The organism is Brevibacterium sp. SMBL_HHYL_HB1 (genome assembly GCF_018208375.1).
Classification (GTDB): domain Bacteria; phylum Actinomycetota; class Actinomycetes; order Actinomycetales; family Brevibacteriaceae; genus Brevibacterium; species Brevibacterium intestinavium.
Genome location: NZ_CP062936.1, coordinates 3,480,324 through 3,495,249 on the forward strand (window position 1 = coordinate 3,480,324; position 14,926 = coordinate 3,495,249).

The window sequence follows — 14,926 nt, forward strand, 5'->3', positions numbered from 1 at the left end:
GAAATGGACACTCAATCGCGCATGCGCTGGTGGGGCTGGGGTGAGGACGGCCACGACGGCCCGGTCAAGCCCGGTGCGAAGGTGATCCTGAGCAAGCACTGCGGCTGGCCGGCCGGAGTCGACAGACCGCATGTCGCGCTCGAGGAGGTCTCGCTGCCTGAATCGCGTCTCACCGATGAGATGCGCGCCCGTCTCGCCGAGACAGTGGGCGAGGACTTCGTCCGAGACGATCATGCCACCCGCGTCTCCCATGCGGCCGGGCGGAGCCTGCCCGACCTCATCCGCCTGCGCACCGGTCGGCTGAGCTCCGCTCCCGATGCCGTGGTCTATCCCGCCGCGGGCGCCGAGGTGGACGCCCTCCTGGCCGTGTGCGCCGAGGAGTCCGTCGCGGTCGTTCCCGTCGGCGGCGGCACCAGCGTCGTCGGCGGCATCGATGCCGTGCGCGGCGGATTCTCCGCGGTCGTGAGCATCAGCATGGCTCGTCTCGACCAGATCCTCGACATCGACGAGGAGTCGCTGACGGCGACCGTTCAGGCCGGGGTCTTCGGACCCGAACTCGAGGAGCGCCTGCAGTCTCGCGGCTTCACGCTCGGCCACTACCCGCAGTCCTTCGAATTCAGCACCGTCGGCGGGTGGGTCGCCACCCGTTCGGCCGGTCAGCAGTCGACCGGTTACGGACGCATCGATGAGAACGTCCACGGCCTGCGCTGCTCGACCCCGAGCGGTCCCATCGAGCTGCCCACCACCCCGGCGACCGCGGCCGGGCCGAACCCGCGCCAGCTGTTCGTCGGCTCCGAGGGAACGCTGGGCATCATCACCGAGGCGACCGTGCGGATCCGTCGCGTGCCGAAGGCCGTTCGGGCCGACTCCTGGTTCTTCCCCGACTTCGCCTCGGGCACCGCGGCACTGCGGGAGATGGAGCAGTCGGGACTGCAGCTGGCGATCGCGCGCCTGTCCGATGTCAACGAGACCGCCTTCGGGCTCGCCCAGCTCGGCAGCGGACTGCAGCGCAAGGGCGTTCTGACCTACCTGCGCGCCCGCGGGATCACGACCCCATGTCTGCTCGTCGTCCGCTACGACGGAAGCGCAGCCGAGGTGCGTGCGCGTCGCTCCCAGGGCCGTTCGATCGTGCGCAGGCACAAGGGCGTCAACCTCGGCGCCGTTCCGGAGACCTCGTGGGAGAAGCACCGCTTCTCGACTCCGTACCTGCGCGATCAGCTGCTGCGTGAGGGAATGATCGCCGAAACGCTGGAGACCTCGGTTCCCTGGTCGAAGGTGGAGGACCTCCATGAGACGATCAGCGCCGAAATCGAGAGGGAGATGGCCGAGCGCGGCACGCCCGCGTTCGTGCTCTGCCACGTCTCGCACCTCTACGCCTCGGGCTGCTCGCTGTACTACACGGTCTTCGCCAAACAGCAGGTCGGCGCGGAGATCGCCCAGTGGAAGGCGCTGAAGTCCGCGGCCGGCGACGCCATCGTCGCAGGCGGCGGCACGATCACCCACCACCATGCCGTCGGCACCGACCACGGGCCGTGGCTACCGGCCGAGACCGGTCAGAGGTGGCTGCGCATGCTGCGGGCGGCCAAGGCCGAGGTCGACCCCGCAGGCATCATGAATCCCGGGAAGCTCATGAATGGGCCGGCCACGCTGTGAGCGGCGACCCCGAACACACGGACTCCGGCGTCACGGGGCCCGCAGACCCGACCGCCGATCGCTCGGTCGTGCCCGTGATCCTCAATCCCACCGCCCGCAGAGGCGCCGTGCTCAAACGCATCGATCCGCTGGTCGAGGCCTTTGCCGCACACGGTCTCGAGGCGCGGCTCGTGAGAAGCGCGAGCGAGGAACACGCACAGGAGCTCGCCGCCGGCTTCGCCGCAGATGGCGCACGGGTCGTGGGCGCACTCGGAGGTGACGGGATGGCGCGTTCGGTTGCGGCCGGCCTCGTCGATACGGACACCTCTCTGGGCATCATCGCCGGCGGCCGCGGCAACGACCTCATCGGCAAGCTCGGCATCCCCAAGGACACCGAGGGGGCCGTGGCGAACATCGCCGCCGGCCGCGATCGGATCATCGATGTCCTCGACTTCGACGGGAACCTCAGTCTCAGCAATGTCTGCCTCGGTCTCGATTCGACCGTCCAGAGCCACGCGAACTCGGCCAAGTACATCAGGGGACGGTGGGTGTACCTGTACGGGGTCCTGCGGGCGATCCTGCCGCCGAAGAGCATCGAGCTGCAGCTGACCGTCGACGGCAGGCGCGTCGATTTCCGGGGCCTGACCGCTGGCTTCGCGAACTCGGGCCGCTACGGCGGCGGGCTCAAGCTCTCCCCCGAGGCGAAGCTCGACGACGGGCTCATCGACGTCGTCCTGCTCAGGGACGCGTTCCTGCCCAGGCTCGCCGTCGAGCTCGTCGCGTTCATGTCGGGCAGGCACGACCGTCACCCGCACATCCACTTCGGCCATGCTCGCGAGATCCACATCGACACCCCGGCCGGTGCGGCTCCGGTCGCCATCGTCGCCGATGGCGACGAGATCGGCCAGACCCCGACCGCCGTGACGATACGTCCCTCGTCACTGAAGGTCCGCGTCCCCCACGCCGGGAGACCCTGAGCCGTCAGCGCCCGACCGACCAGTGCGCCCGCCCCACGCCGGGAGGCCGTGATCGGCGGCCCAGCCCTCAGTGCTCCTTGGCCACGAGGGTGAGCACATCGTAGTTCGCAACCGGCTCGTCGTCCTGGTTGACGACCTGAGCGTCCCAGCGAACCTCCCCATACTCGTCGGTCTCGCGCGGGGTGATGCGCTTGGCCGTGAGCGTGACCTTGAGCCTGTCACCGGGCGAGACCGGGGTGATGAACGTCAGTGCGTCGAGACCGTAGTTCGCGAGCACCGGGCCCGGGTCCGGCTGGACGAACAGCCCCGCCGCGAAGGACACGATGAGGTAGCCGTGGGCCACGCGTCCCGGGAAGAACGGATTCGCCGCCGCTGCCTCCTCGTCCATGTGCGCATAGAAGGTGTCGCCGGTGAAGCTCGCGAAGTGCTCGATATCGTCGAGCGTGACCGTCCGCCACTCGGATTCGAGCGCATCCCCGATCCGCAGATCGTTCAGCGACTTCGTGAACGGATGCTCGCCGAGGCGGCGCTGCGAACCGCCCACCCATTCCCCGCCGATCGCGGTGAGCATGTCTGGGGAGGCCTGGATCGCGGTGCGCTGCATGAAGTGCTCGACACCGCGCAGACCGCCCATCTCCTCACCGCCGCCGGCGCGACCGGGCCCGCCGTGGATGAGGTTCGGCAGCGGAGAGCCGTGCCCGGTCGACTCCGCGGCGTCGTCGCGGTCGAGGACGAGGATGCGACCGTGCCAGGGGGCGACCCGGCGGACGAATTCGGTGGCGAACTCGGCATCGTGGGTGATCACCGAACCGACCAGGGAACCGCGGCCGCGGGCGGCCAGGGCCACGGCCTCCTCGGTGTCGGAATACGTGATGATCGAGGTCACGGGTCCGAAGGCTTCGATGTCATGGACGGCATCGGCCCATGGGTCATCGGCCTGGAGCACGGTGGCCGCGACATACGCGCCGCCGTGTTCGGCGGCCAGCCGGTCGGACTCCTCGCGGCCGCCGGTCAGCAGATGGGCTCCGCCGGCGAGGATGGCGTCGATGGAATCGAGCACGTCGGCCCGCTGCCCATCGGAGACGACCGGACCCAGCCGCGTGGACTTCTCCCGCGGATCCCCGACCCCGTGGGTGGACAGTTTCGCGATGATCGCCTCCCCGACCGCCTCGGCGTGGGCCTCGGGAACGAGGGTGCGGCGGATCGCGGTGCACTTCTGTCCGGCCTTGACGGTCATCTCCTCGACGACGCCGGTCACGAAGAGGTCGAACTCCTCCGTTCCCGGGCCGGCATCGGGACCGAGCAGGGAGAAGTTGAGCGAGTCCGCCTCGGCGAAGAATCGGGTGCCGCGCTCGGTGACGCAGTCGAGGCCGGCCAGGCGGCGGGCGGTGGCCGCGGAACCGGTGAAGGCGATGGCGTCCTGTTCGGCCAGCTGGTCGAACAGCGGCGTGACGTCGCCGCTGATGAGCTGGATGGCACCGTCGGGAAGCAGACCGGACCCGACCATGTCGTCGACGACCGCCCGGGTCAGGTGCGCGGTGTCGGTGGCGGGCTTGACGACGACGGGCAGACCGGCGACGAACATCGGTCCGAACTTCTCGAGCATGCCCCAGACGGGGAAGTTGAAGGCGTTGATCTGCAGCGCCAGGCCCTGCCGAGAGGTGAGGATGTGACGGCCGACGAAGGTGCCGTTCTTCGACAGCCGCTCGATGCCTCCGTCGAGGTGGACGGTGGAATTGGGCATCTGGCGGCGGGCGACGCCGGAGTAGGTGAACAGCGTGCCGATGCCGCCCTCGATGTCGACGAAGGCGTCACGTTTCGTGGTGCCGGTGGTGTAGGAGATCTCGTGGTAGTCCTTGGTCCGCTCCATGAGGTGGGCGCCGAGCTTCTTGAGGATCACTCCGCGCTGGTGGAAGGTGAGCTTCTGAAGTTCCGGCAGACCGGTGTTCCGGGCATGGTCGGCGACGGCGGCGAAGTCGATGCCTTCGGAGCTCACCTGGTGGAGCAGCTCGCCCGTGCCCGCGTCGTGGACGGCACGACCGCCGGCGGCGGAACCGGGCGTGTGCCACACGCCTGCCGCATAGGAACTGAGGGTTTCGGTCATGCTGTGGTCTCCCTGGTGAAACGACGTCTCCCGGTTCACGGCGGCCGAGTTCGGCGCCGCTGCCGATTCCTGGCAATATACTAACCAATCGGTCGGTTATTGTCATCGGCGCTCGAGTGACACCGTCTCCGTTCTGCTCTATGATCGACATCGATTACTGACCATTCAGTCAGCCGAAGCCGGCGGCCGGCCGACGGCCAGCCCGTCTGCCAGCCCGGCTTGAGGCAGGCTGGAGGCAGGCGATGATCCCTCAGAGTCGAGGGCACGCGCCGCCGGTCAGGCGCACGGCAATGTCGCCCAGCAACCGAAGGAACCGCAATGTCCACCGCAGCTCCCGGCCCGGCCGCACAGAACATGACCCACGAGGAACGCAAGGTCCTCGCCGGAACCCTCGTCGGCACGACCATCGAGTGGTACGACTTCTTCATCTACGCCCAGGCCGCCGGCCTCGTCCTCTCCGCCCAGTACTTCGGCCCGCTGGCCGCGGACAGTCCGGCGCTCGGCCAGATCATGGCCTGGGCGTCTCTGGGCATCTCGTTCCTCTTCCGGCCGCTCGGGGCGATCATCGCCGGCCACCTCGGCGATCGCATCGGGCGGAAGAAGATGCTCGTCCTCACGCTCATCCTCATGGGCGCCGCGACCTCGCTCATCGGCCTGCTGCCGAACTACGCGATGATCGGCGTGGCCGCACCGATCCTGCTCACCCTGCTGCGGATCCTCCAGGGCTTCTCGGCCGGCGGCGAGTGGGGCGGGGCCGCGCTGCTGTCGGTCGAACACGCACCGATCTCCAAACGCGGCATCTTCGGCGCCTACCCGCAGATCGGCGTGCCGGTCGGGATGATCCTCGCCACCGGGGTGATCTGGCTGCTGACCTCCGTACTCAGCCCCGAACAGTTCGCCAGCTTCGGCTGGAGGATCCCGTTCCTGTTCTCCGTCGTCCTCGTCCTCGTCGGCTACTACATCCGCCGCCAGGTCGAAGAGAGCCCCGTCTTTGCCGAACTCGCCGAGCGCAGGGCCGAGTCCTCGGCACCGCTGGGCACCCTGTTTCGGAAGAACACGAAGGAAGTCGTCCTCTCCGCGCTCATCTTCATCGGCAACAACGCCGTCGGCTATATGATCATCGCCTTCTTCGCCGCCTATGCCTCCCGCCCGATCGAAGACGGCGGCTCGGTCGGTCTCGACCGGGCCCCCGTGCTGCTGGCCACGACGCTGGCGAGCTTCGGCTGGCTCGTGTTCACGATGTGGGGCGGGGCGCTGTCGGATCGCCTCGGACGGGTGCGCACCTTCCAGATCGGCTACGTCCTGCTCATCGTCTGGCTCATCCCGACGTTCCTCATGATCGATATGGCCAACATCTGGGCCTACGGCATCGGCATCTTCGTCCTCACCGTCGGCATGGGTCTGTCCTACGGTCCGATGTCGGCGATGTACGCGGAGATGTTCCCCGCCCAGGTCCGCTATTCGGGCGTCTCGATCGGCTACGCGCTCGGGGCGATCCTCGGCGGCGCCTTCGCCCCGACCATCGCCGAGACCCTGCTCGCCGAGACCGGCACATCACTGTCGATCGCGATCTACATGATCATCGTGTGCATCATCTCGCTCATCGGAGTCAGCCTCGTCAAGGAGACCAAGGGCGTCGACCTCGGCCTGAGCACGCACCGCTGAGGCGCGCGACAACGTCCCCGGTGCCCAACCCCTTCGCCGTCCCCTCCCCGAGGCGGCCGTGCCCTTCGCACCCTCGCCGGCCGGGCGCATGTCTCCTGCGGGCGGATCCATTGCGCTTCGCACGCGAATATCAAAGTGGATCCGCCCGCAGGAGACAAGATCTCCGCAGCTGGTTCTCGCATAGGGTGGTGACATGCCTGAGCTGAGCTATCCGGACATCGAATCCGCCGCCGCACGGATCGCCGGACGTGTGCGCCCGGTCGCGGTCGCCTCGGCGCAATCGGGGAGACCGAACGCCTCAGGGCTGCACTTCGCTCTCGAGTTCATGCAGCACACGGGCACATTCAAGGCTCGCGGCGCCCAGAACTTCATCCGGGCCCACCTCGAGGAGGGCACCTTCCCCGAGGCGGGGGTGACGATCGCCTCGGGCGGCAACGCTGGACTGGCCTGTGCGTGGGCGGCCCGGGAGGCAGGTGTGCCGGCCACCGTGTTCCTGCCGACCACGGCACCGATGGTCAAGGTCGAGCGGCTGCGCTCCTATGGGGCCACCGTCGAGCTCGTCGGTGCGGAATACGCCGAGGCGGCCGCCGCCTGCCGCAGCTTCGTCGAATCGTCCGGGGCGCTGTCCTCGCATGCCTACGACCATCCGCTCATCGCCGCGGGGGCGGGCACGCTGATGACCGAGATCCTCGAGCAGGTGCCCGATCTCGACACGGTCGTCGTCTCGGTCGGCGGGGGCGGGCTGTTCGCCGGTGTCGCGACCGCCGCGGCCCATCACGGAGTGCGCACGGTGGCGGTCGAACCGAAGACCTGCCGGGCGCTGGGTGCTGCGCTCGAAGCGGGCGAACCCGTCGATGTCACCGTCGATTCCGTGGCCGCCGATTCGCTCGGTGCCCGCCGGGCGACGCCGCTGGCGGTCGCTGCCGCGCAATCGGACCTGGTCACCTCGGTGCTGGTCGACGATGAGGCGATCATCGCCGCACGGACGCGCCTGTGGGACGAGCACCGGCTGGCGGTCGAGCATGCCGCGGCCACGGCGCTGGCGGGAGTGTCCGGCACGAGCGACGGCGCGAACAGCGCGGATCGCGGAAAGACCGGGTCTGGCTCGAATGCTGCCGACACGACCGGCGGCTATGTGCCGGCGGACGGAGAGAAAGTCTGCGTCGTCCTCTGCGGAGCGAACACCGACCTCGGCGATCTCTAGCGCTGTCGGTCCTTCGACTTCAGCGAAGCCTTGATGAGGCCGAAGATGGCCAGCGCCACAACGACGGTGATGACGACCTTGACGAGGAACCAGGCAATGGAGAACGCGACGTTGACCACCCACCACGCGATGATGATGGCGATGATCGCGCCGATGATGCTCCACACGGTACTCATCTTCATACCTCAAGCGTAGGCCCCGGCGGCCGCGGGCGCAATGACGGCCGGCCGTTGGACTCGGCCGGCTGCGGCCGCCTCAGCCCACCGATGCGCCCTGCCGGATCGCGCGGGCCGACCAGCGCCGGTCGGCGTATCCGACCTCGATCGGATGGTCGAAGGCGGCGGAGACCTTCTCCGAGGTGAGCACCTCGTCGATGGCTCCCGTGGCGGTCAGCCGACCGTCGGAGATGAGCGCGGCATGCGAGGTCGTCTCGGGAATCTCCTCGAGATGGTGGGTGACCAGCAGCGTCGCCAGCTGAGGCGAGCGCACCGACAGGGAGTCGATGGTCTCGAGCAGCTGTTCGCGGGCGGCGACGTCGAGGCCGGTGGTCGGTTCGTCGAAGAGCAGCAGCTGCGGATCGGCGATGAGCGCGCGGGCCACGAGGGCACGACCCCGCTCTCCCTGGGACAGCACCTTCCAGCCCGCTTCGGCACGGGAGGTCAGCCCCACCTCGGCGATGAGGGCATCGGCCTGCGCAACTTCGGCCGGTTCTGGTTCCCACCGCAGGGGTCGTTCGATGGTGCCGGTCAGCCCGGTGAGGACGACCTCGCGCACGCTCAGGTTCGACCGCAGCGGATGGCGCGGATTCACATGCCCGATGAGGCGGCGCAGGGCGGCGAGCTCGACGCGTCCCATCCGGGACCCGAGGATGTCGACGGTGCCCGAGCTCGGGAACACCTGCGCCGAGGCGAAGCTCAGCAGCGTGGACTTCCCCGCCCCGTTGGGTCCGATGAGCACCCAGTGCTCGCCGGCTCGCACCCGCAGGTCGATGCCGTGGAGAATCTGTGTCTGCCCGCGTCGGAACGTCACCTCGGCGATGTCGAGGACGGTCGCACCCACCACTGAATCACCTTTCAACTCGTCAAATGCCCCGTCGACTGGACGGGCCGCCTGCCCGTCCCTGGGCTCCGAAGCCGACTCGAGTCTAAGCCGAGCTCGGCCCCGGGCGCCGCCGGGCAGCGATACGCGTGTTCCACATCCTGGATCGGCGCGTGTCCGTCTCGGGCCATAATGGAGGCATGCACAACGGCGCCGATTCGAATGAGGACCTCCGCGAGGAGCATCGCATCAAGATGCGGGGTCGGCTCCTGCGCCGGTCCGCCTCGTTCAACGTCGCCCATGCCGTCGATTCGCTCGAGCCCGGCACCGGCGCCCAGAGCATCCAACGCGCGCTGACGCTGCTCAACCTCGTCGGTCTCATCGCAGGTGAGCGCCGCGAGGGCGCGAGCCTGTCCGAGCTGGCCTCGATCAGCGACCGTCCCAAGGCCAGCGTCCACCGCATGCTGCAGGCGCTCATCGCCATGGGCTATGTCGAACGGCTCGACGACGGCGGCTACCGACTGGGCGTGCAGTCGCAGATCCTCGGCCAGCTCGCGCAGAAGTCCGTGGATCCCCTGGTCACCGAGTCCGAGTCGAGCCTGCTGCGCCTGGCCGAACTCAGCCAGGACACCGTGTTCCTCACCCTGCGCACCGGCAGCTATTCGATCTGCGCCCGCCGCGAGGAGGGCTTCGGCGAGATCTTCAACAACGCCCTGTCCGTCGGCGACCGTCATCCGCTGGGCATCGGAGCCGGGTCGCTGGCGATCCTGTCCGAGCTCTCCCCCGCCGAGGTGGACGCCCAGTTCGCCGCCAATGCCGAGATCCTGACCGAACGGTACCCGAAGGTCTCGATCGAAGCGCTGCGCGACATCATCGATCAGGCGCGCATCGACGGCTTCGTCCACAATCCCGGCCTGTTCGCCCAGGGTTCGTGGGCGGTGGCCGTGCCCCTGCGGATCCGCGGGTCCCGCCCCCGCGCGGCCCTGTCGATCGCCTCCATCGCCGACCGCGTCACCGGATCCCGGGTCGAACGCCTCGTCGCACTGCTGCGCCGTGAGGCCAAGGCCATCGCCGAGGCGCTGAGCTCCCACGACCCCTGAGCATGGTCCCTGTCTCCTAGGGGTGGATCCACTGCGAAATGACGTGCGGAATCAAGGCGGATGCACCCGCAGGAGACGCTCTCGTCGTCATCTCCCCTCCCCCGCCGAGGCGGCTCCGCGTTCGGCGGCCACCGTCTCCAGGATCTCCCGGAACCACCCGACAGCGGCCGGGACCGGGCCCGCACGGGTGACGAACGAGACGCGACGCCGCCCCAGATCCTGCTTGGCCGGTCTGATGGCGACGTCGATGCCCCGATCGACCGCGGCCTCCGTGGTCAGCGCGCAGCCGAGCCCCTCGGCGACGAGTCCGTGGATCATGTAGAGATCGTCGCTGCGCATGAGCTCGCGAACCTCCCGGCCGAGTGCCCGGTAGACGCGGTTGAGCACGCGGACCGAGGCCTCGGACTCATTGCGGCTGCAGATCCAGGCGATCTCGCCCATCCGCTCGAGGTCGAGCACCTCATGGGCGGCCAGTGCGCCGTCACGAGCGACCATCACACGATAGGGCTCTTCGAGCAGGGTGCGAAGCCGCAGCTCGGGTCCGGCGAACTCGGGCAGTTCGGGAATGTCGTAGATGAGGCCGGCGTGGATCTCACCGGTGTGCAGCATGGCGACCACCTCGGTGGGCTCGGCCTCGACGACCTCGACGCGCACGGACCGGCGCTGCTGGAGTTCGGCGATTGCGGCCGGCAGCAGCCTCGATCCGATCGAGGCGAGGCCGGGGAGAAGGTCATGATGCTTCCTCCGGGCTGACGCTCGGATTCCGCGCCGCGGACGATGTTGCCCTGATTCATCACGACGTTGAACGACCGCTTCGGGGTCGCGATCCCATAGGCCCGGTCCCAGGGCTGGGGGTCGGTCTCATTGGTCAGGAAAGCGGCCGAGACGTAGGGGCCGTAGACGATCTTCGACAGCGCCTCGCGCTTGTCCTCCTGCAGGTCGACGGCGATCCTGTGCGCCACGGTCGCCGGGGTGGCGAGCACGACCGACAGCGCCTCGATCTCGTGATCGATGTCGTCCTGGCGGTAGCGGACGACGACGTGGTCCTTCTTGTGGACGATCTCATGGACCTTCGCGTCGAGCTGGATGCTCTCCTGCAGCGGCGCGGCGATCGACTCGACGAGGTTGGACGGCCCACCGGCGATGCTGCGGTTGAGCCCCTGGCCGATGTTCCACACGAGGCTGAAGTATCCGATCCCGGCGCCCGCGGCCAGCTGATCGGGGTCGGCCGCCGATCGGGTGATCGTGGGTCGGAAGAGCGCCTCGGCGTCTTCGGACAGCGGACCGATGTAATCGGCGAAGGAACGGTCGTTCTCGAAGTCATAGATCCTCTGCTGGCGCATCTCCGAGCTCTCGTTCGGACGCAGTCGCACGGCATGGGCATAGCGGAGGACATCGGCCGAGACCTTCGCGCCGGCTCTGATCATCGAGGCCCGATCCTTCATCGACACCGGCAGCCGGAACGGGTAGGACTGCACGGGCCCGCCGATGAGCATCTTTCCGTTCATCGATATGGCCGACAGCGATCCCGGAATCTCCGTCGAACGGGTCTCGGTCTCCGTGATCAGGGAATTCGTCGCCGTCTTGCCTCCGGCGAACATATGCCCGCCCCAGTTGAGGAAGTAGCGGCCGCGGTTCTCCGAGCGGATCCGGCCGCCCACACGCGAGCCCGATTCCAACAGCGTGACGTCCCAGTTGCGCAGACGCCATGCCGCTGACAGTCCGGCGAGGCCACCACCGACGATGACAGCATCTTTCATGGGGAACATCCCCTCTCTCATACGAGTGCCGACGCGTCGTCGCGCAGGTCACTGCACTCAGAGTAAGATGTGATCACATCTGAATGCAAGAGGTGTCCGCCCCGCCGGTCGGACCTGTTCGCCGCTCCCGATTCGCTATTCGCTCAGGACGGATCGGATCCTGCGGATCGCATCGTCGAAGGACTCCTCGGTGACCCGGACGGCGGCGTTCGGGTCACCGGCGTCGACGGCGTCCATGAGTCGGCGCTGATGCTTGAGCAGCGGATCGAACGCCTCGGCGGCGATCTCACGGCGGGCTCCGACGAGCTTGTAGGCCCGGCAGCGCATCCACAGCGTGCGGATCGTCTCGACGAGCACCGGATTGCCGGCGGCCGCGTAGACGGTGGCCAGCAGCTCCTCGTCGTGATCGAGGTACGCCGTGGCGTCGCCTGCCTCGAGCGCCGCGGACATCGCCGCGAACTCCTCGTCGAGCCGGGCCCGCCCGGCCTCGGTGAGCTTCTGCACGCCTTCGACGGTCGCGTCGACCTCGAGGATCCGGCGCACGGAATAGACCTGCAGCAGCTCCTCGGCGGTGAACGTCTTGACCACTGCCCCTCGGTGGGGGCTGGTCTCGACGAGCCCGACCTCCTCGAGGCGGGCGAGCGATTCGCGCACGGGCATGACGCTCGTGCCCAACTCGGCGGCCAGCTGCCTGATCCGCAGCCGCTGTCCGCTGCGATAATCGCCGTTGAGAATGCTCGCCTGCATCGCTTCGAACACCTGGTCACCGATGCGCGGTCCGATTTCCGACTGGGTCTCGCTCATGTGCGTCAGTCTATCCTCGCCGAGGCGACCGCTCGATGACGTCGATCACGGCACCACCAGGACCGGAACCGGGGAGTGACGGATGATCCGCGCGGCATTCGAGCCGAGGAACACCCGGGATCTGCGCCCTTCCGAGGAGGAGCCGATGACGAGGATCTCCGCGCCATGCCAGTCGACGGCCCCGAGGGCGCCCTTCCAGTCCTTGCCGATGCCGACCGCCTCCTCGACCCGACGCTCTTCGTCGACGCCGTCGACGGCGGCCGACTGCCGCTTCCTCAGGTGATCGACGTACTCCCGACGGCGTGACTCCGCATCGAGGGAGGCTGGCTGAACGGTGCGACCGGCCACACCGAACGTCGCCACCCGCAGTCGCGCGTCGACCGACTGGGAGATCTCAGCGGTCTTCGCCAGCACCGCCTCCGATCCCCGGTCGCCGCGGAACGAACAGGTCACTCGCTCGATCTGCGCCCCCGCCTCGGCGGTGAAGCCGCGTGGAGCCAGTGCCACGGGAAGGGGTGCGGAATGGAGAAGCCGATCGGAGGTCGCGCTGACGCGGATCCGTCCCCGGGTGCCCTCGGTGCCCGAGCCGAGGACGATCATCGAGGCCGCGGAGCGCTCTGCCTCGGCGATGAGGCCCTTGGCCCGCGAACGGTGGGCCACGGCCACGGCGGTGGTGGACACATCGGGGCAGATCTCGGCGGCCGCGTGCTCCGCCTCGGCGATGGCCCTGCGTCCGCGCTCCTTCGACCACGCGGCGAATTGGAGTTCGCTGCCGTTGGGGATCATCGACTTCGCCTGCTCGGGGACGATGCTGACGATGCGGACCGGCTCTCCGCTCGACCGAGCGAGCAGCCCGGCCAGATGCAGTGCGGAGCGGTCCTTCTTTCCGTAGGGGAACGCGGCGATGATCGTCATTGCTGACCTTCCTGTGAATCGGACGGATCTGTGGGGCGCTCGTCGGCCCCTGCGGAGCGCCCGGCGGCCCCTGCGGAACGGACGCGGGCCTCGCCTGCGCGCAGCTCCTCCCAGAAGTCCGCGTGCTTGATGCCGAGACCGACCGGATCGAATTCGGGGTTGAGGCCCTGCCTGCGCTGGGAGTCGTAGTCCTTCAGCGTCTTCATCGCGATCCCCAAGAGGAGGATGAGGGCGATGAAGTTGGTCACGCCCAGCGTCGCATAGCCCATGTCGCCGAGCGCCCAGACCGCGCCGGCCTCGGTGACGCAGCTGATGAAGCACACGGCGAGGAGCGCGCATTCGAGGATGCGGATGTAGATCCTCTTCCCTTCCCCGACGATGAAGGACAGGTTCGTATCGGCGATGAAGTAGAAGGCGACGATCGTCGTGATCGCGAACATCGCCACGGAGATCGCGATGAAGGGCGAACCGAATCCCGTGGCCACGGTGTCGACGGCGGCCTGGGTGAAGTTCGTGCCCGGTTCGACTCCGGGGAGGTGGACGAGGATTTCGCGGCCGTCCTCGGTGATGACGTTGTACTGACCGGTCACGACCATCATCAGCCCGGTGAGCATGCAGACGGTGAGTGTGTCGATGTAGATCGAGAAGGTCTGGACGAGTCCCTGTTTGGCCGGGTGGGAGACCTCGGCGGCGCCGGCGGCATAGGTGCCTTCGCCGACGCCTGCGACATTGGAGAACAGGGCGCGGCGCACGCCCCAGGAGATCGCGGCGCCGACGATGCCGGCGAAGACCTGGTCGGCGCCGAAGGCCGAGGAGATGATGAGGCCGATCGCGCCGGGCAGTGCGGTGAAGTTGACGATGAGCACGATGATGGCGCCGCCGATGTAGCCGACGGCCATGATCGGGACGATGACATTGACGACTCGGACGATGCGTTCGCGCCCGCCCCAGATGATGATGCCCAGCGCCGCCGTGACGACGAGGCCGGTGACCCAGCCGGGGATGCCGAAGGCGTATTCGAAGCTCACCGCGATGCTGTTGGACTGGATCCCCGGAGCGAGGATGATGTAGAGCAGCAGCGCGGTGACGGCTGCGATCATGCCGATCCACCGCTTCTAAAAGACCTTGTGCAGGTAGTACGGCACGCCGCCCTTGAGCTCGTTGTTGATGCGCTCCTTGTAGATCTGGGCGAGCGTGGATTCGACGAAGGCCGTGGCTCCGCCGCAGAAGGCCATCACGCCCATCCAGAAGAGGGCACCGGGCCCGCCCCAGCCGATTGCGGTGGCGACGCCGGCGATATTGCCGACGCCGACGCGGTTGCCGATCGTCAGCGCCAGCGCCTGGAAGGGGGTGAGTCCGCCCGGTCCCGTATCGCCGTCTCCCTTGAGCTCGCGCAGCATCTGCGGGAACAGACGGATCTGGAGCACCTTGGTGCGGATCGTGAAGTAGAGCCCCATGACGATGGCGAGGCCGATGACCGGCATCCACATCGCATTGGCGACATCCTGCAATCGGGCGGTCAGGTCCATGAGCACAGCTCCGTGTTCGTGGTCGAGGTCAATGTCGTGTGTTGTGACAGTCGTGCGTTGGGGCGAAGCCTCGAGTGTTCCTCGTTGCTACTGCATGCTACACGGATTCGAGCAAAATGTGATCACATTTATTGATTCAATGTGATCCCTGAATTCCCGACCCGAGGAATCGCGGAGGCCCTCCCGAGGAATCGGAGG

Annotated in this window: 11 protein-coding genes and 2 pseudogenes; 5 read left to right on the top strand and 8 right to left on the bottom strand. The window is 68.0% G+C overall.

The window, feature by feature from the left end:
• The first annotated feature begins 3 nt into the window (after window positions 1-3).
• A complete protein-coding gene (locus IG171_RS15975) occupies window positions 4-1,653 on the top strand; it encodes an FAD-binding oxidoreductase (protein ID WP_212128341.1) in 1,650 nt (549 codons plus the stop codon).
• Window positions 1,650-2,609: a diacylglycerol kinase family protein gene (locus tag IG171_RS15980; protein WP_212128342.1), complete on the top strand. Its 960-nt coding sequence runs from the start codon at window positions 1,650-1,652 to the stop codon at window positions 2,607-2,609. The genes IG171_RS15975 and IG171_RS15980 overlap by 4 nt, the downstream gene beginning before the upstream one ends.
• A 67-nt stretch (window positions 2,610-2,676) precedes the next feature.
• Here the strand turns inward: IG171_RS15980 and paaZ are convergent, their stop codons facing one another.
• Window positions 2,677-4,713, bottom strand: coding sequence for a phenylacetic acid degradation bifunctional protein PaaZ (gene paaZ, locus IG171_RS15985; RefSeq protein ID WP_212128343.1), 2,037 nt, complete (start codon window positions 4,711-4,713; stop codon window positions 2,677-2,679).
• A gap of 318 nt (window positions 4,714-5,031) precedes the next feature.
• On the opposite strand from paaZ, the gene IG171_RS15990 reads away from it, so the two are divergent.
• Together IG171_RS15990 and IG171_RS15995 are read left to right on the top strand one after the other, a co-directional pair.
• Window positions 5,032-6,378: an MFS transporter gene (locus IG171_RS15990; protein WP_212128344.1), complete on the top strand. Its 1,347-nt coding sequence runs from the start codon at window positions 5,032-5,034 to the stop codon at window positions 6,376-6,378.
• A 193-nt stretch (window positions 6,379-6,571) separates the two neighbouring features.
• A complete protein-coding gene (locus IG171_RS15995; protein WP_212128345.1) occupies window positions 6,572-7,582 on the top strand; it encodes a threonine/serine dehydratase in 1,011 nt (336 codons plus the stop codon).
• Here IG171_RS15995 and IG171_RS16000 read toward each other — a convergent pair.
• Both IG171_RS16000 and IG171_RS16005 read right to left on the bottom strand, forming a co-directional pair.
• Window positions 7,579-7,764, bottom strand: a complete 186-nt coding sequence (locus IG171_RS16000) for a hypothetical protein (RefSeq protein ID WP_212128346.1) — start codon at window positions 7,762-7,764, stop codon at window positions 7,579-7,581. The two genes, IG171_RS15995 and IG171_RS16000, sit on opposite strands and share 4 nt — an antisense overlap.
• A gap of 73 nt (window positions 7,765-7,837) precedes the next feature.
• Entirely contained in the window at window positions 7,838-8,641 is an 804-nt protein-coding gene (locus IG171_RS16005; protein ID WP_212128347.1) for an ATP-binding cassette domain-containing protein, read from the bottom strand.
• A gap of 179 nt (window positions 8,642-8,820) precedes the next feature.
• On the opposite strand from IG171_RS16005, the gene IG171_RS16010 reads away from it, so the two are divergent.
• On the top strand, window positions 8,821-9,720 hold the full coding sequence (locus tag IG171_RS16010; protein ID WP_212128348.1) for an IclR family transcriptional regulator: 900 nt from the start codon (window positions 8,821-8,823) through the stop codon (window positions 9,718-9,720).
• A gap of 87 nt (window positions 9,721-9,807) precedes the next feature.
• On the opposite strand, the gene IG171_RS19165 is transcribed toward IG171_RS16010, so the two are convergent.
• The 5 genes and pseudogenes from IG171_RS19165 to IG171_RS16030 all read right to left on the bottom strand — a co-directional run bounded on the left by IG171_RS19165 (window position 9,808) and on the right by IG171_RS16030 (window position 14,728).
• The gene (locus IG171_RS19165; RefSeq protein WP_249203750.1) at window positions 9,808-10,374 is read right to left on the bottom strand and encodes a LysR substrate-binding domain-containing protein; all 567 of its coding nucleotides are present in this window, start codon (window positions 10,372-10,374) and stop codon (window positions 9,808-9,810) included.
• 242 nt (window positions 10,375-10,616) lie between these two features.
• Window positions 10,617-11,501 (bottom strand): annotated as a pseudogene (locus IG171_RS19170) (FAD-dependent oxidoreductase); the annotation flags it as partial.
• Window positions 11,502-11,615: 114 nt separating this feature from the next.
• Window positions 11,616-12,284 carry a GntR family transcriptional regulator gene (locus IG171_RS16020; protein ID WP_212128349.1) on the bottom strand — a complete coding sequence of 223 codons (669 nt, stop codon included), beginning with the start codon at window positions 12,282-12,284 and terminating at the stop codon, window positions 11,616-11,618.
• A 45-nt stretch (window positions 12,285-12,329) separates the two neighbouring features.
• Window positions 12,330-13,199 (bottom strand): universal stress protein, encoded by an 870-nt coding sequence (locus IG171_RS16025; RefSeq protein ID WP_212128350.1) that lies wholly within the window; start codon window positions 13,197-13,199, stop codon window positions 12,330-12,332.
• Window positions 13,196-14,728, bottom strand: a pseudogene (locus IG171_RS16030) (alanine/glycine:cation symporter family protein). Before IG171_RS16030 ends, IG171_RS16025 begins: the two are co-directional and overlap by 4 nt.
• Window positions 14,729-14,926: the final 198 nt, after the last annotated feature.